The following is a 17,337-nucleotide window of genomic DNA, read 5'->3' on the forward strand; positions in this document are numbered from 1 at the left end:
GGTTTCTTTTACTCAATCACCATCAAGACATCGCCAAATTCGACCGGCTGACCGCTTTCAATGAGGATCTGGGTTACGGTCCCGCTTTTATGCGCCTTGATAGGATTCATGACCTTCATGGCCTCAATAATCAAAAGCGTATCGCCCTCACTGATATCGTCGCCTTTTTTGACAAAAACAGGGGCGCCCGGTTCCGGCGCGGTATAGGCCGTTCCCACCATCGGAGACGTCACTGCCCCCGGGTGGTCGCTTGTCGTCGCCGCCGGAGGCTGCGTGTTGGCCGCGCGGGGCGTGGCGGGGTCGGAAGGCATATCCAGCGTGCCGGAAGAGGCCGCCACAATCCCCGGCGCAAGCGCCATGCCGCCTTTATTGACGCGGATCATCTGATCGCCTTCCGCAACCTCAATCTCGGTTAAACCCGTTTCTTCAAGAAGCTCCGAGAGCTGTCTGATCGCCTTTGAATCAATTTTCATAAACCATTACCCCGTTTTTCTTACCCGATGGCTTTTGAATAGAGAAAACAGGGAGAAAAGTCAAAGAAATCAGATATTTTGGTTTTCCGGCAAGGTGGACAGGATTTCCAGCGCCTCAACATATCCGCGCGCGCCCTTGCCCTTGATAATGGCGGAGGCCAGGGATGCTATATACGAAAAATGCCGGAAAGCTTCGCGGGTGGAAGGGTCCGAGAGATGAATCTCGATCACGGGCACCTTCAGGAGCTTTAACGCATCGTGCAGCGCCACGGATGTATGGGTATAACCCGCCGCATTGATGACAAGAGCGTCGATATTCTCACGCTCTTCCTGAATCCAGTCTATGAGGTCCCCTTCATGGTTGGACTGGCGAAAGTCGATTTCCATCCCTTTTTTACGGGCGGTTTCCTCACACAGCGCGCGGATATCTTCCAAAGTATCGTGGCCGTAAATTTCCGGCTCGCGCAGGCCGAGCATATTCAAATTCGGGCCATTCAGGATCAGAATCTTTTTCATTCGTGCCCGTGATGCCCCGGTTTTGCGCCGGAAGGTATAACGGTGACCGGAACCGATATTTCCCCGGCTTTTTCAAAGGTCAGCGTAACAGTGAACTGCTTGCCGACATCAAGCACATCCTTAAGGCCCATCAGCATGATATGATTTCCCGCAGGCTTCAGAACTTCTTCCCCCTGCGCGGGAACAGCGATGCCGGAAATTTCACGCATCTGCATAACGCCCGTTTCTTCATCAATTTTGTTTTCATGGATTTGAACCGTTTCAGCCACATCCGAGGCGGCAGAGAGAAGCCTGTCCTCTTCATTTCCTTCATTTTTCAAGGTAAGGAAAACGGCGCCCATCTTCTGTCCGGCGGCTGTCGCAAACGCGTAAGGAGCCTCGACATGAACAGAAGAGGTATTCTCTTCGGCATGAAGAAGAGCCGGCGATCCCGTCAAAACGAAGAAAGACAAAAAGAAAAGAAAAAGAGGTTTCATCATAATCAAAATATTCCTTTGGTGTTCAGCTATATTCAGGAGGCTTCATTTGCAGCGCGGATAAAATCGGCCACCGTCGGCACTTTTTGAAAATTGTTAATAAATGTTTTTCCAAGAAGCAGGGTCGGAACGGAATAAATGCCATAATCCAGAGCGTCTTTCTTGTTATCTTCCAGTATTTCCTTGATCTCTTCGCTTTCGGACTCTTTTACCAGGCGGTCATAATCCAGCCCGTAAAGCCCCGCTGTTTCGCGAACGAAGCGGTCGTCGATTTTTCCCTCATGCCCGATAAAAGCGTCATGCAAAGCCCAGAAATTACCCTGCAACCCTGCCGCCAGCGCAATCCTGGCCAGATTTTCAGACCCTTCTTCCTGAACAACGATAGGCCGGGCGATATATTTAATGTCGGGCCGGATCTCCAGAAAATCCTTGACCGCTTTGTGAACGGGGCGGCACACCTCGCAGCCGTAATCCAGAAATTCAACCAGAATTAAAGAAGGCGTATCGGGATCTTTGTCTTTAATCACAAAGGCCGCTTCCGTGGAGCGCAACGTATGAAACATAAGGGCAAAGCGCCCTATCTCAAAGGACGCGTACACCCCCGCCAGAACCAGAAGAATGACGACAACCCTGAAAATCATTACTCGGAAGACCCCGCTTTCTCACCGCCATCAGCGGCAGCCTTACGAATGTTTGCAATAATTTCTTCCATGGCGTCCGTGCCGATATATCCGCGAATCATTTCCGTTCCAATGATAAAACCGGGCGTACCGGAAAAGCCCATCGCGCCGGCCTGTTTCAGATTCTCATCAATTATTTCCTGCGTTTTGGAATCCCCGGCATCCTTTTTAAGCTGCGCAACGTCCAGTCCCGCCTCTTTGGCAACGTCGGAAAACGCGTCTTCGTCCTTCGGACCCGAACGGGTAATCAACCTGCGGTGAAAATCAAAATATTTTCCCTGTTTTGCCGCCGCAACAGACCATCTGGCCGCCTCCACGGAACCGGAGCCAAGCACCGGCATGTCGAAGAAAATGATTTTCACATTTTCATCGTCTTTCAAAAGCGCCTGAATATCTTCAAAGGCTTTCCGGCAATATCCGCAGTTATAATCGAAAAATTCGACAACCGTTACGTCGCCCTTTGGATTTCCAGCCGTAAAAGGCGTTTTGCTCGTACCCAGTTTTTTCAAAAACGCCTGCGCGTCTTCCGCCTGTTTCTTTTCGGCCTCGGCCTGCTGCCTTACCCGAAAATCTTCCACGCTTTTGATAATGACTTCCGGATTATCGAGCATCGTTTTTTTAATAAGCGCTTCGATTTCCGTTTTCTGATCGGCGCTTAAGGCTTGCGCGTAGGAAACGGAAGGAAAAATCAATAATAGAAGAGCAAGAAGGATGATACGGATCACGGTTTTTTCTCCCAGATAAGGTAAATTTCAATAACAGGCTTCATATTTAAACATGATCGTCCCAAATATACAAAAGGCTTTATCCTTAATTCCCACGCCTTATGTCCAACACTGCAAGACGAAACATTTTTAAGTCTTTCCCTGAGCGATAAAATTCAGGATGTCTTTGGCGCGCAGCCAGTCCGGCGTGCCTTGTTTTAATCCTTTCAGCGCGATTTCCGCCTGGTTTTTTGCATAGGACATCTTCCGCTGCAAGAGCGCTTCTTCCGCCAGATGCAAACGGGCCGCCGCGTCATTGCCCATCCGGCCATAGGCGGTCGCCAGAAGCCTGTGAATTTTTCCCGACCGCGGTTCGGATTCCAACGCGATTTTCAGATGGGATACGGCCTTTTCAAGGCGCGCCGTATCCTGTCCGGCCGTTTCGATCTGGGCATGGGCCAAAGCCGTGCGTATCAGGCCCGATTTCGGTTTGAGAGAAACCGCCTTTTCGTAATAAGGCAGCGCCTCTTTGACGCGCCCGAAATCCAGCAACATCTGGCCTTTGAGTTCCTGAAAATAGGGATTGTCCGGTTCTTTTTGGACAAGGATGTCGGCCAGATTCAGGGCCTCCTGTACGTGATTTTGACGGTATGCCGCAATGGCGCGGGCGGAGGTCGCCGCAACCGATTTATCCCGGTCGTCATAAACCCAGACAACCTGCGCCGGATTAATAAAGCCCAAAAGCTTGGCTTTCATGCGGGCATGCTGCTCTGCCCATGCCAGCGGAAGCGGCGTTTTAACATAGGTGCTGCGCCGGATACCGGCTTCAATAGAAGATATCCGGTCATGGGTCAGCGGGTGGGACCGCACATATTCGGACTGGCGCGACGAGGGGAGAAGCTCCTCCCCGCTTAATTTTTCCATGAAACTCAAAAAGCCGGAAGGGTTCAGTTTTGCCGTTTCCAGAGTCGTCAGCGCAAACTGGTCCGCGCTGGATTCATAGGTCCGCGCAGTGGAAAGATAACGCCGCTCGGCCATGGAGGCCGAAGCGGTCCCGATCGTCGGCGCTGCGGCGCTGTTGCCGCTCGCAATCGCCGCGCCAATCCCGATGATCGTGCCCAGAATACTTTCATAAGAAGCATTCTCCATTTCCTTGCGCGCCCGGATAAGATGGCCGCCGGAAATATGCCCCAGCTCGTGCGCCATTACGCCGATCACCTCGCCGGGGCTTTCCGTTTTTTCAAGAAGGCCCGTAAAGAAAAAGATATTGGCGCCGCCCGCGACAAACGCGTTGACCTTGCCATCCTGCACCAGAATGATCTTGACTTGCTCAGGGTCCATACCGGCCGCCTGAAACACGGGCGTGAACCACTCTGTCATGTAGTCTTCGATTTCCGCGTCCCGGATAATAATTTGTGCACAGGCAGGACGCGCAAAAAACAGCGCCCAGAACAGGGCCGCAACAAAAACAAGTCCAAAAATGCCAAGGTTTCTTTTCAATCCGTTCCCGCCGTGCTTTATAGTCAGGGCTGAGGCTAGAAGACAACTGTGGCATAATGATGATGAATATACAAAGTCTCTTTGAATGGATCGATCTGCTCTGGGTTCCGGTCGCGCTGCTTTGCCTGCATAAGGGGCAGCGCCTCAAAGGGGCGGTCTTTGTTCTGGCCTGCGCCTTCATCATGCGGCTTCAAATTCAGTTGATGGAAGAAATAGGCTTTGGAAACGGCTTTTTAGGGCTTCTGGATACGCCGCTTTACGCCCGCGGCCTGGTAACGTACAGCCTGACCATCCTGATTTTTTTCCTGCTATCCTATTATTCGCCCAATATAGACAAGTTTGTGCATGTTGCCGCGTCTATTACGATTTTTACCGGCGCTTTTTGTGTCTTTTTCGCCGTAATGGCTCTTTAGCCGATCATTGAAGGAAAAACAAAAATGACAAAAAAAATATTGCGCAGCACAAAGGGCCGGAAAAAATCTTCAACCCTGTGGCTGAAACGGCAGCTGAAAGACCCGTATGTGGACCGGGCGCAAAAAGAAGGCTACCGTTCCCGCGCAGCCTATAAACTGCTGGAAATCAACGAAAAGACGGATCTCTTAAAACCGGGCCTGAGCGTCATTGATCTGGGCGCCGCGCCCGGCGGATGGTGCCAGGTCGCGGCAGAGGCCGGATGCAAGGTGGTCGGCCTCGACCTGCTGGCCATGGACCCGCTGCCGGATGTGGCCTTTTTCCAGCTTGATTTTATGGATGATAAAGCGCCGGAGCTTTTGATAGAGGCTGTCGGCGGCGGGGCGGATATCGTGCTGTCCGATATGGCCCCCAACACAACCGGCCATAAAAAGACGGACCACCTTAAAATCATGGCGCTGGTGGAGGCCGCTTACGACTTTGCGCTGGAAGTTTTAAAGGAAGAGGGAACCTTTATCGCCAAAGTCCGCCAGGGCGGCACCGAAAACGACCTGCTGGCCCGCATGAAACAGGATTTTAAGACCGTTAAGCACATCAAACCCCCGTCTTCCCGCAAGGAAAGTTCGGAAACTTATGTGATCGCAACGGGGTTCCGGGCCTTACCACCTTAAAATCCTTTACATTCGGACAAAAATACGTATAACTGCCCTGCAAATTACAGGTTCTGTCCTAACGTTTAAGGTGATTTGCATGTCCCAGAAAATACCCCCCGCCAAACCCATCCGCGAAGCCCTGACATTCGATGACGTCCTGCTGGTGCCGGGCGCTTCGGATATCCTGCCCGACCAGGTGGACACGTCAACGCAGCTGACCAAAAGCATCCGGCTGAGCATTCCGATGCTCTCCTCCGCAATGGATACGGTCAGCGAAGCCGAAATGGCCATTGCGCTGGCCCAAAACGGGGGGTTGGGCATTATTCACCGCAATATGAGCATCGAGGCGCAGGCCGAAGAAGTCGCCCGCGTGAAGCGCTTTGAAGCGGGTATGGTGGTTAACCCGATCACGATTACGCCCGAAGAAACATTGTCCGATGCGCTGGATTTGATGGCGCGTTACCATATTTCCGGCATTCCGGTCACGGAAAAGAAAAGCGGAAAGCTGGTCGGAATTATAACCAACCGCGATGTCCGGTTTGCCGAAAATCCGGCCCAGCCCGTCAGGGAACTTATGACAGCGGAAAATCTTGTGAAAATTTACAACACGGTCGATAAGGAAGAAGCCAAGAAACTCCTCCATAAACACCGGATCGAAAAACTGCTGGTCGTAGATGATAACGAGCGCTGCACGGGGCTTGTCACCGTCAAGGATATTGAAAAGGCGCAGGCGTTTCCCCACGCCTGTAAGGACGGCCACGACCGCCTGCGCGTCGGCGCGGCCATCGGAACAGGACCGGACAACATAGCGCGCGCGGAAAAACTCGCAGAAGCCGGACTGGACGTGCTGGTGGTGGATACGGCCCATGGGCACTCCCGCGGCGTTTTAACGATGGTGAAGAAGGTCCGTCAGATCTGCCGCGACGACCTGCAAATTATTGCCGGAAATATCGCCACGGGCGACGCGGCCAAAGCCCTGATTGACGCCGGGGCAGACGCCGTGAAAGTCGGGATCGGGCCGGGCTCTATCTGCACCACGCGCATTGTTGCCGGCGTCGGTGTGCCGCAACTTACCGCCATTATGGATGTCGCGGCCGTAGCTTCGAAACACGGCATCCCCGTCATTGCCGACGGCGGAATTAAATATTCCGGCGACTATGCCAAAGCTATTGCAGCAGGAGCGGACTGCGCGATGATGGGCAGCGTCTTTGCCGGAACGGACGAGGCGCCGGGCGAAATCATTCTCTATCAGGGACGCTCCTACAAATCCTACCGCGGAATGGGATCGGTCGGCGCGATGGTGAGAGGTTCGGCAGACCGGTATTTTCAGGGGGGCGTGAGCGAATCTCACAAGCTGGTCCCCGAAGGAATCGAAGGCCGGGTCCCCTATAAAGGCCCGGTCGGCAATGTCATCCACCAGATGGTGGGAGGCCTGCGCGCTGCGATGGGGTATACGGGCTGCGCCAATATCGCCGAGATGAAGGAAAAGGCTGAATTCGTCCGTATGACCGGCGCAGGCTTTAAAGAAAGCCATGCCCATAACATCACCATCACCCGCGAAGCCCCCAATTACCGGACGGAAAGCTAAAGAGGAAGGCGCCCTGTTATGTCATGTCAGACCGAAGAGCGGGGAAACAAAAACTGTGCGGAACGCATTATCTTCTGTTGAAAGCCGTGTAAAAGATGCTAATTTCCTTCCGGGGGTAGTAAACTCCCCGAGACATTTACATTGACCCTTGGAGGAAAAACGAATGAACAAGTATCTGATGATGTTAATCGCCGCAGGAATTTTTGCAGCGGCGCCTGTCCTTTCCACAACGGCACAAGCTCAGGATCATGAGGCCGAAGCCACCGCAGACATGCACGATATCGACTGCAGCAATCTGCCGGAAGGCGAAGAGGTTCCTGAAGAATGCATGGACCATGAAGGCGATGATTCCGGTGAAGGACATGAAGGCGACATGGAAGATCATGGCGACGGTCACTCTGAAGAGTAATCCCCGGTCTTAATTTTGTTTTTTAAGCATAAAGAGCCTGCCTTAAAAAAAGGCGGGCTTTTTTCTTCCCAAATGCCCCCTGACGCGCTACAACCCGCACATCATGAAACGGGCAGCGCATATACAAACGGCAATTGATATTCTGACAACCATCGGGACTAGCAAAATTCCGATGGACAATGTGATTCGCGATTACATGCTTCATCGCCGCTATGTCGGTTCGAAAGACAGGGCCGCCATCGTCGAGCAGGTTTACGGCATTATGCGCCGCCATGCCCGTCTGGGGTGGTGGCTTGAAAAGGCAGGCGCCGAAGACACCCCGCGCACGCGCGTGATCGCCGACCTTGTTTTGAATGTCCAGGACATTACCAACCTTTTTACAGGCGAAAAATATGCGCCCGCAACGCTGTCTGAAGCGGAAAAAAACATGATTCCGGCCCTGAAAGGACAGGATATAAACGACCCCTCCATGCCCGCCGCTGTGCGCGGGGAATGCCCTGACTGGGCCGCAGACAAACTGAAAGATTTATTCAGGGAAGACTTCGACAATCAAATGGCCGCCATGTTGCAGCCCGCACCGCTGGATTTGCGCGTAAACACGTTAAAAAGCACCCGCGCAAAAGCAAAAGATTTTCTGGCCGCGCAGGATATCCAGACCGAAGAAACGCCTTTTTCCCCTGTGGGACTGCGGACACAGGGAAAAGCCTTTATGTCAGCCACCAAGGCCTATGCGAAAGGGCTTGTCGAAATCCAGGATGAAGGCTCGCAGCTTATTGCGCTTGTCAGCGGCGTAAAGCCGGGAATGCGCGTGCTGGATTATTGCGCCGGCGCCGGCGGAAAAACCCTCGGACTGGCCGCCATGATGGAAAATAAAGGCAATATTGTCGCCGCCGATATTGACGCGCGGCGGCTGGAAAAAGGGCGCAAGCGCTACCGCAAAGCGGGAGTCCATAACGTGGAACTGCGCTGTTTGTCCGATGAAAAGGATAAAAAATGGCTCCGGCGACAAAAAGGAACCATGGATATTGTTCTGGTCGACGCCCCCTGCTCCTCCTCCGGCACATGGCGGCGCAATCCCGATTTGCGCTGGAATTTCTACGGCCCGTCCCTGGAAGAGATCAAAGACATGCAGGCCGACATATTGGAGCGCGCAGCAAACAAGGTAAAAGCCGGCGGACGCCTTATTTACGCCACATGCTCCCTTTTTCAAGAAGAAAACGAACAGCAAATCGAAAATTTCCTTAAAAAGCACCCCGAATATGCCGTCCTCCCTTTAAAAGACGCCCTGCCGGAAGGGGTAGCCCTCCCTTGCGAAAGCCCTTATCTACGGCTGTTTCCACACGATCACAATACGGACGGGTTCTTCACGGCCATTCTTGTTCGCAAAAATATCTGAAAATATCATTGACAAAACATTCCTATTGCCAACTATATAATTAGTTGGTTGGCATTTAACAAGTAATTGGAGTGTTCATGTATCTATTATCCAAAAAGACCGGAAAAATTCTGTTCGAAGGACGCTTTCCTACGATACGGCGCTGTGTCGAACAGGCCGTTTACGAGAAAACCGATTTATCCCATGTGGACCTGCGCGGCATGAACCTGCGGCACAGCAATCTGGACGGCGCAAAAATGCGCGGGGCCTGCTTATGGGGCGCCCTTCTGGATTACGCGGATATGAGCGGCGGCGTTTTTGAACGCTGTGATTTCAGGGCCGCCAGTCTGAAAGAAACCTGCCTCGCGGACTCGGCCCTGCGGGGGGCCGATTTCAGGGGCGCTTATTTTTCAAAAACGATTGTCGCCGATTCCGATTTTTCAAAAACGCAGTTTTCCTGCCCCAGCCTTTTTTCATTGCCCTGGCATGAGGCAAAAACGCTGGAAGGCGCCATTTACTGGCACAAGGGAGAGGTGCCCTGCGATCTTTCCGGCGGGCCCGTGTCCCTTCAGGGCCCCGAAGGACAGGTTGTTTATCTAAACGACCATATTTTAGCCGGAGGCACCCTGATAAAGCGGCAAAAAAACAATCATGGGTATATATAAAGGGGTATTTTTGCAATTTAGGAAGGACTTATATACCAAAGATTCCATATGAAAACCGCGTGATTTAATTCTTTGTTAATAAATATAGCGCATAAAACTGAACGAACAATAAAAACCTGAAGTTGTGTATAACTGTGTGGAGGAAAGACAAAAATGAGTAATTTCTATCAAACAGAGAACCTTGAAACAGAGGAATTGATTTTGCGAAGCAATCTACAAATCCTCGACCTCAAACAAATGGCCGATATGGAGGATCACTACAAAAAGAAAACCCGCCATGCCATCGACACCTACAAAAACTGGCAAAAACTGCACGGCCGGCAAAAAGACATGATCGAGATTCTTTACGGCAACATGGAAGGAACCATGCTCCGCCGTCAGGCCGAGGATACGACCAGAATATACTGGCGGGTGCGCACGGACCTGAGAAAAGCCCTTTCCGTCTATATTCAAACATGCTGCCGCAGGAATTATTCCAACGTGGCGTAATTTAAGTAAATTTTTCATGTGTTGGGGAACATAAAATGATTTTTTATATAAAACTGGGAAAAGTGCGGGCGGTATCCGTTGAATTTAATCGTGAATTTGCAGCCACACCCTTATTTAAAAAAACAAGTTTCCGTTGCGAAACTATTTTGGATATGCCATATACGCAGCTTGTATTTACATCGGGGAAATGGTCCCCCTTAAAACAGGTGATGAGGTGCGTAGCAAATGACGACAACGAAACAGTTAAAACTCGCAAAACTGCAAAATATCCTTCAGGAACTCGTAAAAATTGATCCCGAATTTCCGCTGCAATGGGTTTGCGTTTTTCTGGAGATATCAATGGACGAAGGCTGCTCCCTGAAAGATGTTGCGGAGAAAACCGGGATTTCCATGTCGGTTATGTCCCGGACGATCGGAGCGTTATCCAACTACCGCCGGATGGGAAAGCCTTACGGACTCGTCCTTGTTAAAATGGCAAAAGACGACCGCCGCCGCAAAGAACTTTACCTGAGCGCCAGAGGAAAAAAACTGGTTGAGTCCCTGAAGAAGAAAATCTAACGCGCCGGCAGCGGCAGCGCTTAAGCGGCCGCGCTGTCCTTATTCTTGCCACGCATTTTTTTAGCCGCTTCCACCATATTCTTAAGCGCCGGCTCGACCTCCGCCCAGCCGCGGGTTTTTAATCCGCAATCCGGATTCACCCAGATCTGATCCGGTGAAATCACCTTTGCCGCTTTTTCCAGCAAAGCCACCATTTCTTCGACGGACGGAATACGCGGAGAGTGGATATCGTAGACGCCGGGGCCGATTTCATTCGGATATTTATAGGAAGCAAACGCGTCCAGAAGTTCCATTTGAGATCGTGACGTCTCAATCGAAATGACATCGGCATCCATATCCGCAATCGATTCGATCATGTCGTTAAATTCCGAATAACACATGTGGGTATGTATTTGCGTTTTATCTTCGACGCCGCAAGAGGCTATGCGGAAATTTTCGACAGACCAGTCCAGATAATCTTTCCAGTCTTCCTTACGCAAAGGCAGGCCTTCGCGCATGGCGGCCTCGTCAATCTGGATAATCTTAATGCCGGCTTTTTCAAGGTCGATGGCTTCATCCCGGATTGCCAGCGCAATCTGGCGCGCCGTTTCACTGCGCGGCTGGTCATCGCGGACAAAAGACCATTGCAGAATGGTAATGGGCCCGGTGAGCATGCCCTTCATAACTTTATCCGTCATGTCTTGCGCCATCTTTGCCCATTTTACGGTCATGGGCGCCGGACGGGAAATGTCCCCGAAAATGATCGGCGGTTTTACACAGCGCGAGCCGTAGGACTGCACCCATGCCCGTTTTGAAAAGACAAAACCGTCAAGCTGCTCCCCAAAATACTCGACCATGTCATTCCGCTCCGGCTCGCCGTGCACAAGCACGTCAAGACCGGCGCCATGCTGGTAATCCACCACGTGCTGGATTTCGTTCTTCATAGCGCGCTCATAATCCGCTTCGTTCAACGTCCCTTTTTTAAAATCCGCCCGCGCTTTGCGGATTTCCGGCGTCTGCGGGAAAGAGCCTATGGATGTGGTTGGAAAAGACGGCAGGTTTAATTCCGCCCGCTGAATTTTCCGGCGCTGCTGAAAAGGACTTTTCCGGTGTTTCATCTCTTCAGTGATATTTTCCATGCGCTGCATAACGTCGGGCCTATGGATTCGGCGCGATGCCTTGCGCTGCGCGACAACCGCGTCACTGGCTTCTATGTCGGACCGGATCGCGGCGCGGCCTTTATTCGCCCCTTCGGCAAGCAAAACAATCTCGTCCAGCTTTTGTTTCGCAAACGCCATCCAGCTCTTCACCTCCGCATCCATGCCGTCTTCCTGATCCAGATCTATCGGACAATGCAGCAACGAACAGCTCGGGCCGACCATCACATGGTCCAGCCCGATATGGCTATCGACATATTCGAGGATATTCAGGGATTCATGGATGTTGTTTTTCCAGACATTGCGTCCGTCGACAAGGCCAAGCGATAAAAACATGCCTTCCCGCACCATGGCCAGCGCATCCTTGTATTGATGATGCGCGCGCACGACATCCAGATGCAGGCCCTGAACAGGCAGGGAAAAAGCCAGATCCATATTATCGCGCAAGCCCTCGAAGTACGTCGCCAGCAGGATATTCAGCCCCGGCGCGGATTTCGAAAGAACATCATACGCATCCCGGAAGGCGCGTTTTTCACGCTCATTCAGATCCATGGCCAAAAAGGGCTCGTCTATCTGTACCCATTCAGCCCCAAGATCCCGCAAATTTTTCAATATTTGTTCGTAAACCGGAATGATTTTTGCCAGCAGGCCAAGAGGACAGAAATCCCCTTGCGCTTTTCCCAGCATCAGGAAACTGACCGGACCGATTAAAACGGGCCGCGCCGGAATACCGGCGGCTTTCGCCTCCCGAAATTCATCGAAAATTTTGGAGGAAGAGAGTTTGAAAGCCTGGTGCTGCTCAAATTCCGGCACGATATAATGGTAATTGGTATCAAACCATTTTGTCATCTCCATGGCTGTCACGTCATAATCGCCCTCCTGACGCCCGCGCGCCATCGCAAAGTACGTATTCAGCCCGATCGTTTCGCCGTCCCATTTATAGCGCTCAGGCACACAGCCCAGAAGGCAGATCATATCCAGAACCTGATCGTAAAAGGAGAAGTCCCCGACCGGAACATGGTCCAGCCCGGCCTCTTTTTGCAAAGCCCAGTGACGCATGCGTATGTCCTGTCCCGCCGCCAGAAGCTCTTCCTGAGACAGCAAGCCTTTCCAATAGCTTTCAACGGCTTTTTTCAGCTCCCGCTGCGCGCCGATACGGGGAAATCCGAGATTTGTTGCGAGGACCATTTTTCTCTCCTTGATTGATATCGCTATGCAATGAACACAAGACTGCACCTGAACTTGTCTGTCAAGCGAATGTCTTTAGAAATAAAAACACCCGGGTTTCAAAAATATATTGATTCCAACAGGCCCGTTTAACGCGTATAAAAAGGAACCGATCAGGCTTCTTGATACAAAGCCCCGTAATTAGGATTGATTTTGCATGAATAACCCAAAAAACCTTTCCCCCCTCTGGTGGCTCTGGGTGCCGGTTGCAGGCGCGGCCGCTCAAACGCTTATGGAGGTTTTTTTATCCCGCGACACGCTCGCCGCCCTCCATACGGAAAGCGGCCCGCATGAATGGATTCAGTTCCTGCTGATATTGGCTGCGTTTTTCGTGGCAAGCCGCCTTTTATTCATTCTGTCATGGCGAAAAGAGCCTTTAATGGCCACCTGGCTTTTTCTGGCGGCCTTATGCTGTTTTTATGTCGCCGGGGAGGAAGTCAGCTGGGGGCAGCATGTGATGCAATGGTCGACCCCGGAAGAATGGACCCGCATAAACGACCAGCAGGAAACGAACCTGCACAATACGTCCGACTGGCTGGACCAAAAGCCCCGTCTGTTTTTGTTGATAGGAGTGGCCGCAGGCGGCCTTTTAATTCCGTTTTTGCAAAAAATCTGCCCCGCCTTGCTGCCGGGCCGTTTCAACGCCTTTTATCCCCCCAAGGAATTGTCCTTCATTGCCTTGCTGATTGTCGGGTTCCATCTGCTTGAAAAATTCCTGAGCATGGCGGGAATCTACATTTTTACCCGTTTCAGCGAGGTGGAAGAGGTGTATCTGTTCTATTTCGTTTTGCTCTACCTCATCGCGCTGGGGCAACGGGAAATTCGAAAAACACCCCCCGGTTAAAATCCTTAAATCTGCGATGATAGAAAGAGCGCAGGGTGACAAGCCCGTCTTCGTTTCTTCGTCTTCGCTGACGCGAAGGCGGATGGCGGACAGGGCGGGATTCGAACCCGCGTAGGGGGTGAACCCTAACACGCTTTCCAAGCGTGCGCCTTAAGCCACTCGGCCACCTGTCCTTAAAGTCCACGCGGCCTCGATTTATAGATTGTTGCCTTTCGGCAACGGGGCCACCTGTCCTTCGACCGCCGGACCATAGACAAAATGGTCCTGAATTTCAAGCCTGCTGAATCTTTATTTCTATTTCGTCAATCAAAGCCCGAATCCGGGGGAGATCCTCCGCCCGCGACAGGCTGTGATCGCCGTCTTCAACCCATGTAATCGCCACATCCTCCCCCGTTACCGCGTCCTTGATCCGCCGCGCAACCTCCCACGGCACAGAAGTATCTTTTTTGCCCTGAAACAGCCGGATGGGAATATCCAGAGGGATGCCCCGATCCAGAAGGGTGTTGCTGCGCCCCTCCTCCAGGAGAGCCTTTGTGAAGATATAGGGGGCGTCCGAATATTCGCTCGGCACCTCAAAATACCCTTTTTCCTCTAGATCCGCCTTATGGCCGGCGCTTATATCCGCCTCGATCCAGGTCGTGAAATCCGGCGCGGCGGCAATCCCGACAAGCCCTTTCACGCGGAGCGGGCGCGCCAGCGCGCATAAAAAGGCGATCCATCCCCCCATGGAAGAGCCCACGAGAATCAGCGGCCCTTCGCTCACCCGGTCCAGTATATCCAGCGTGTCCTGTGTCCAGGACCCGATGGTGCCGTCTTCGAATTTTCCGCCCGATTTTCCATGGCCGCTATAATCGAAACGGATAAAAGCCTGTCCCCGGGCACGGCAGGCCCCCTCAAGATAAAGGGCTTTGGTGCCTTCCATGTCGGAACGATAGCCCCCTAAAAAAACAACCGTCGGCAAGGACGCCTTATCCCCTTCAATATGGATATAAGCCAGCTTGTTGCCCCCGGAACTTTGCAAATATCGGATTGTCATCAAAGATGCCTTTTTTGTTTCCGCTAAACCTCCAGAGTATGATAACTCTTTGCGTATGAGTGCAAAAATACCGGTCATTATGCAAGTGATTCCTGAGCTCGGCGCCGGCGGCGCAGAACAGGGCTGCATCGACATAGCCGCTGAAATCGTTCGCAGCGGTTCGAAAGCCATTGTCGTTTCAAACGGAGGAACGCGCGTGCATGAACTGGCCCGCGCAGGCGCGGAGCATATTTCCCTGCCCGTGCACAGCAAAAGCCCGATTGTCATGTGGCGGAATATCGGCCGCCTGCGGGAGATCATCCAGAAATACGATGTCGATATCGTCCATGCCCGCAGCCGCGCGCCCGCCTGGTCCGCGCTTAAAGCCTGCAAAGGAACGGCCGCGCGTTATATGAGCACCTGCCACGCCCCTTACAATATCAACGGAAAAACCAAGAAATTCTATAATTCTTCCATTGCCAGAGGAAAACGCGTTATCGCAATTTCAAACTATATTGCCGATTACCTTTTGAAAAATTACCGTATCGACCCGCGCGATATCCGGGTGATCCACCGCGGCGTCGCACTGGAAAAATTCCATCCTTCCGCCGTCTCGGCCGCGCAGCTTATCGAGATGACCAAGGAATGGCGCGTACCGGACGGCGCGGGGATTGTGATGATGCCCGGACGGCTGACCCGCTGGAAAGGCCACGCGGTCCTCATTGACGCCGTCGCGCGTTTAAACCGCTCTGATGTCTTTTGCGTTATCATCGGCGCAGACCAGGGACGCAAGGAATACCGGACCGAACTGGAGCAATCCATCCGCGACAAAGGGCTGGAAGGGTGCGTGCGCATTATCGACCACTGCAACAATATGCCTGCCGCCTATATGCTTTCAACCGTCGTTGTCTCCGCCTCCACCGACCCGGAAGGATTTGGCCGCGTTCCTATCGAAGCGCAGGCAATGGGCCGCCCCGTTATCGCCACAGATCACGGCGGGGCGCGCGAAACGATCCTGCGCGGTGAAACGGGGTGGCTGGTCCCGCCCGGCAACGCCGCCGCCCTCGCCGCCGCGATAAACGAGGCCCTTTCCCTGAAGCCCGAGCAACGCTCTGTTCTGGCCTCACGGGCCATGGCCCATGTCGCCAAAAACTTTTCCCGTGAAAAAATGGCCGACGAAACCATGAATGTCTATGCGGAGCTTTTACAGGAAAAATATAAAACCAACCCGTATGACGTCCCTCTCGAACATGCGGCGGAATAATATTCTTGTCATCAAGCTGGGGGCTCTGGGCGATTTTATTCAAAGCCTCGGCCCGATGCGCGCCATCCGACAGCATCACCCGGACGCGCATATCACCCTTCTGACAACCGCACCTTTCACGGCCTTTGCACAGAAAAGCAGTTATTTCGATTCGATCCTGACAGACATACGCCCCAAATACTACCAGCCCCTGAAGTGGTATCGTCTTCGCCACATGCTAAACAAGCCGCATTTTTCGCGTGTTTACGATTTGCAGAATAACGACCGTACGTCTTTGTACTTCCGGCTGTTCTCCCCCCGTCCGGAATGGGTAGGAACGGCGCGGGGCGCCTCCCACCGGAACGTCTCACCGGAACGTACGCAAGGCCAGGCCTTTGACGGCCATGTCCAGACGCTTGGTCTGGCGGGAATCAAGGATATCACCATTGACCGGATGGAATGGATTAACGCCGACCTTTCCCGTTTCGCATGCAGCAAGCCTTACGTTCTTATCGTCGCGGGAAGCGCGCCAAGCCGTCCCGAAAAACGCTGGCCCGCAGCGCATTATACGCGCCTTTGCGCCAGACTCATTGAAGACGGACTCCAGCCCGTCCTGATCGGCACGCAGGAAGAAAAGGAAATTATGGACAGCATCGCCCGGTCCTGCCCAAAGGCCCTGAACCTTGGCGGACAGACGACGCTTTTCGACATTGTGGCGCTGGCCCGCGCCGCCGCAGGAGCCATTGGAAACGATACCGGCCCGATGCATATGATTGCCCCGACAGGCTGCCCCACGCTTGTGTTGTTTTCCGGAAGCAGCAACCCTGTCCGCCACGCCCCGAAGGGGGAACATCTTAAAACGCTGCAAGTGAATGATCTGGAAACCCTTGCGCCGGAAGAAGTCTCAAGCTGTTTTGAAACGATGCGGCGTTAACAATGACGGTTAAAAATCCCGCATAAACAATCGAGAATAGCCTGCACAGACTTGTTCCTGGTGAAGTAATAAATCGTTTGGGCGCTCCGGCGGGTTTCCACAAGACCGTCCTTGCGCAAACGCGCAAGATGCTGGGACAAGGCGGACTGGCTTAAACCCACTATTTTTTCCAGTTCCCCGACGCTTTTTTCGCCTTCCTTGTTCAGGACACACATAATCAGCAGGCGGCTTTCATTTGAAAGCGCCTTCAGAAGCCCAACAGCCAACGGCAAATTGGTTTCCATATCTTCCCTGTCCATCATTTTAAATACTGCTTCCATCTTTCCAGATGCGAACGACTCTTACCTTTCAATCACAAACCTGTACAGCCCAATCGGAAAGCCTGACAGAACTTTTATACAAACAATATGGTTTACAGGCCATATTGTAACAGAAAATAAT

20 protein-coding genes and 1 tRNA gene are annotated in these 17,337 nt (G+C 52.5%); 11 read left to right on the top strand and 10 right to left on the bottom strand.

Annotation, left to right across the window (positions count from 1 at the left end; genetic code table 11):
• Positions 1 to 8: 8 nt before the first annotated feature.
• The 6 genes from accB to H6853_01890 form a co-directional block, all read right to left on the bottom strand.
• Entirely contained in the window at positions 9 to 473 is a 465-nt protein-coding gene (accB, locus tag H6853_01865; GenBank protein ID USO04048.1) for an acetyl-CoA carboxylase biotin carboxyl carrier protein, read from the bottom strand.
• 69 nt (positions 474 to 542) lie between these two features.
• Positions 543 to 989, bottom strand: coding sequence for a type II 3-dehydroquinate dehydratase (gene aroQ / locus H6853_01870; protein ID USO04049.1), 447 nt, complete (start codon positions 987 to 989; stop codon positions 543 to 545).
• Complete coding sequence (locus tag H6853_01875) at positions 986 to 1,468, bottom strand: copper chaperone PCu(A)C (protein USO04050.1); 483 nt, start codon at positions 1,466 to 1,468, stop codon at positions 986 to 988. The genes aroQ and H6853_01875 overlap by 4 nt, the downstream gene beginning before the upstream one ends.
• Positions 1,469 to 1,500: 32 nt before the next feature.
• Positions 1,501 to 2,106 carry a DsbA family protein gene (locus H6853_01880; protein ID USO04051.1) on the bottom strand — a complete coding sequence of 202 codons (606 nt, stop codon included), beginning with the start codon at positions 2,104 to 2,106 and terminating at the stop codon, positions 1,501 to 1,503.
• On the bottom strand, positions 2,106 to 2,870 hold the full coding sequence (locus tag H6853_01885; protein ID USO04052.1) for a DsbA family protein: 765 nt from the start codon (positions 2,868 to 2,870) through the stop codon (positions 2,106 to 2,108). Before H6853_01885 ends, H6853_01880 begins: the two co-directional genes overlap by 1 nt.
• A gap of 129 nt (positions 2,871 to 2,999) precedes the next feature.
• Positions 3,000 to 4,349, bottom strand: a complete 1,350-nt coding sequence (locus H6853_01890) for a M48 family metalloprotease (GenBank protein ID USO04053.1) — start codon at positions 4,347 to 4,349, stop codon at positions 3,000 to 3,002.
• A 56-nt stretch (positions 4,350 to 4,405) separates the two neighbouring features.
• Here H6853_01890 and H6853_01895 point away from each other — a divergent pair, with 56 nt between their 5' ends.
• From H6853_01895 to H6853_01930, 8 genes are all read left to right on the top strand, one after another.
• On the top strand, positions 4,406 to 4,762 hold the full coding sequence (locus tag H6853_01895) for a hypothetical protein (GenBank protein ID USO04054.1): 357 nt from the start codon (positions 4,406 to 4,408) through the stop codon (positions 4,760 to 4,762).
• A 24-nt stretch (positions 4,763 to 4,786) separates the two neighbouring features.
• Positions 4,787 to 5,431: an RlmE family RNA methyltransferase gene (locus tag H6853_01900; protein USO04055.1), complete on the top strand. Its 645-nt coding sequence runs from the start codon at positions 4,787 to 4,789 to the stop codon at positions 5,429 to 5,431.
• 79 nt (positions 5,432 to 5,510) lie between these two features.
• Positions 5,511 to 7,001 carry an IMP dehydrogenase gene (gene guaB / locus H6853_01905; GenBank protein ID USO04056.1) on the top strand — a complete coding sequence of 497 codons (1,491 nt, stop codon included), beginning with the start codon at positions 5,511 to 5,513 and terminating at the stop codon, positions 6,999 to 7,001.
• Positions 7,002 to 7,164: 163 nt separating this feature from the next.
• Complete coding sequence (locus H6853_01910) at positions 7,165 to 7,410, top strand: hypothetical protein (GenBank protein USO04057.1); 246 nt, start codon at positions 7,165 to 7,167, stop codon at positions 7,408 to 7,410.
• Positions 7,411 to 7,513: 103 nt separating this feature from the next.
• Positions 7,514 to 8,806 carry an RsmB/NOP family class I SAM-dependent RNA methyltransferase gene (locus H6853_01915; GenBank protein USO04058.1) on the top strand — a complete coding sequence of 431 codons (1,293 nt, stop codon included), beginning with the start codon at positions 7,514 to 7,516 and terminating at the stop codon, positions 8,804 to 8,806.
• A 77-nt stretch (positions 8,807 to 8,883) separates the two neighbouring features.
• Positions 8,884 to 9,450, top strand: coding sequence for a pentapeptide repeat-containing protein (locus H6853_01920; protein USO04059.1), 567 nt, complete (start codon positions 8,884 to 8,886; stop codon positions 9,448 to 9,450).
• Positions 9,451 to 9,603: 153 nt separating this feature from the next.
• The gene (locus H6853_01925; protein ID USO04060.1) at positions 9,604 to 9,939 is read left to right on the top strand and encodes a hypothetical protein; all 336 of its coding nucleotides are present in this window, start codon (positions 9,604 to 9,606) and stop codon (positions 9,937 to 9,939) included.
• A gap of 267 nt (positions 9,940 to 10,206) precedes the next feature.
• On the top strand, positions 10,207 to 10,497 hold the full coding sequence (locus H6853_01930) for a winged helix-turn-helix transcriptional regulator (GenBank protein ID USO04567.1): 291 nt from the start codon (positions 10,207 to 10,209) through the stop codon (positions 10,495 to 10,497).
• 20 nt (positions 10,498 to 10,517) lie between these two features.
• Here H6853_01930 and metE read toward each other — a convergent pair whose 3' ends face one another.
• Positions 10,518 to 12,821 carry a 5-methyltetrahydropteroyltriglutamate--homocysteine S-methyltransferase gene (gene metE / locus H6853_01935; protein USO04061.1) on the bottom strand — a complete coding sequence of 768 codons (2,304 nt, stop codon included), beginning with the start codon at positions 12,819 to 12,821 and terminating at the stop codon, positions 10,518 to 10,520.
• 196 nt (positions 12,822 to 13,017) lie between these two features.
• On the opposite strand from metE, the gene H6853_01940 reads away from it, so the two are divergent.
• The gene (locus H6853_01940) at positions 13,018 to 13,704 is read left to right on the top strand and encodes a hypothetical protein (GenBank protein ID USO04062.1); all 687 of its coding nucleotides are present in this window, start codon (positions 13,018 to 13,020) and stop codon (positions 13,702 to 13,704) included.
• 83 nt (positions 13,705 to 13,787) lie between these two features.
• Here H6853_01940 and H6853_01945 read toward each other — a convergent pair.
• Positions 13,788 to 13,877, bottom strand: a tRNA-Ser gene (locus tag H6853_01945).
• Between the two features lie 98 nt (positions 13,878 to 13,975).
• Positions 13,976 to 14,740, bottom strand: coding sequence for an alpha/beta hydrolase (locus H6853_01950; protein USO04063.1), 765 nt, complete (start codon positions 14,738 to 14,740; stop codon positions 13,976 to 13,978).
• Between the two features lie 55 nt (positions 14,741 to 14,795).
• On the opposite strand from H6853_01950, the gene H6853_01955 reads away from it, so the two are divergent.
• Positions 14,796 to 15,983 (top strand): glycosyltransferase, encoded by a 1,188-nt coding sequence (locus H6853_01955; GenBank protein USO04064.1) that lies wholly within the window; start codon positions 14,796 to 14,798, stop codon positions 15,981 to 15,983.
• Positions 15,952 to 16,896: a glycosyltransferase family 9 protein gene (locus tag H6853_01960; GenBank protein ID USO04065.1), complete on the top strand. Its 945-nt coding sequence runs from the start codon at positions 15,952 to 15,954 to the stop codon at positions 16,894 to 16,896. The genes H6853_01955 and H6853_01960 overlap by 32 nt, the downstream gene beginning before the upstream one ends.
• On the opposite strand, the gene H6853_01965 is transcribed toward H6853_01960, so the two are convergent.
• Positions 16,893 to 17,195 carry a winged helix-turn-helix transcriptional regulator gene (locus H6853_01965; protein USO04568.1) on the bottom strand — a complete coding sequence of 101 codons (303 nt, stop codon included), beginning with the start codon at positions 17,193 to 17,195 and terminating at the stop codon, positions 16,893 to 16,895. The two genes, H6853_01960 and H6853_01965, sit on opposite strands and share 4 nt — an antisense overlap.
• Positions 17,196 to 17,337: the final 142 nt, after the last annotated feature.

It is taken from the genome of Rhodospirillales bacterium (assembly GCA_023898765.1).
GTDB lineage: Bacteria > Pseudomonadota > Alphaproteobacteria > Micavibrionales > Micavibrionaceae.

Bases quoted from the DNA above. Each gene is read 5' to 3' on its own strand.
- accB (USO04048.1), bottom strand. From the start codon at position 473: ATGAAAATTGATTCAAAGGCGATCAGACAGCTCTCGGAGCTTCTTGAA.
- aroQ (USO04049.1), bottom strand. From the start codon at position 989: ATGAAAAAGATTCTGATCCTGAATGGCCCGAATTTGAATATGCTCGGC.
- H6853_01875 (USO04050.1), bottom strand. From the start codon at position 1,468: ATGATGAAACCTCTTTTTCTTTTCTTTTTGTCTTTCTTCGTTTTGACG.
- H6853_01880 (USO04051.1), bottom strand. From the start codon at position 2,106: ATGATTTTCAGGGTTGTCGTCATTCTTCTGGTTCTGGCGGGGGTGTAC.
- H6853_01895 (USO04054.1), top strand. From the start codon at position 4,406: ATGATGATGAATATACAAAGTCTCTTTGAATGGATCGATCTGCTCTGG.
- H6853_01900 (USO04055.1), top strand. From the start codon at position 4,787: ATGACAAAAAAAATATTGCGCAGCACAAAGGGCCGGAAAAAATCTTCA.
- guaB (USO04056.1), top strand. From the start codon at position 5,511: ATGTCCCAGAAAATACCCCCCGCCAAACCCATCCGCGAAGCCCTGACA.
- H6853_01910 (USO04057.1), top strand. From the start codon at position 7,165: ATGAACAAGTATCTGATGATGTTAATCGCCGCAGGAATTTTTGCAGCG.
- H6853_01915 (USO04058.1), top strand. From the start codon at position 7,514: ATGAAACGGGCAGCGCATATACAAACGGCAATTGATATTCTGACAACC.
- H6853_01920 (USO04059.1), top strand. From the start codon at position 8,884: ATGTATCTATTATCCAAAAAGACCGGAAAAATTCTGTTCGAAGGACGC.
- H6853_01925 (USO04060.1), top strand. From the start codon at position 9,604: ATGAGTAATTTCTATCAAACAGAGAACCTTGAAACAGAGGAATTGATT.
- metE (USO04061.1), bottom strand. From the start codon at position 12,821: ATGGTCCTCGCAACAAATCTCGGATTTCCCCGTATCGGCGCGCAGCGG.
- H6853_01940 (USO04062.1), top strand. From the start codon at position 13,018: ATGAATAACCCAAAAAACCTTTCCCCCCTCTGGTGGCTCTGGGTGCCG.
- H6853_01950 (USO04063.1), bottom strand. From the start codon at position 14,740: ATGACAATCCGATATTTGCAAAGTTCCGGGGGCAACAAGCTGGCTTAT.
- H6853_01955 (USO04064.1), top strand. From the start codon at position 14,796: ATGAGTGCAAAAATACCGGTCATTATGCAAGTGATTCCTGAGCTCGGC.
- H6853_01960 (USO04065.1), top strand. From the start codon at position 15,952: ATGACGTCCCTCTCGAACATGCGGCGGAATAATATTCTTGTCATCAAG.
- H6853_01965 (USO04568.1), bottom strand. From the start codon at position 17,195: ATGGACAGGGAAGATATGGAAACCAATTTGCCGTTGGCTGTTGGGCTT.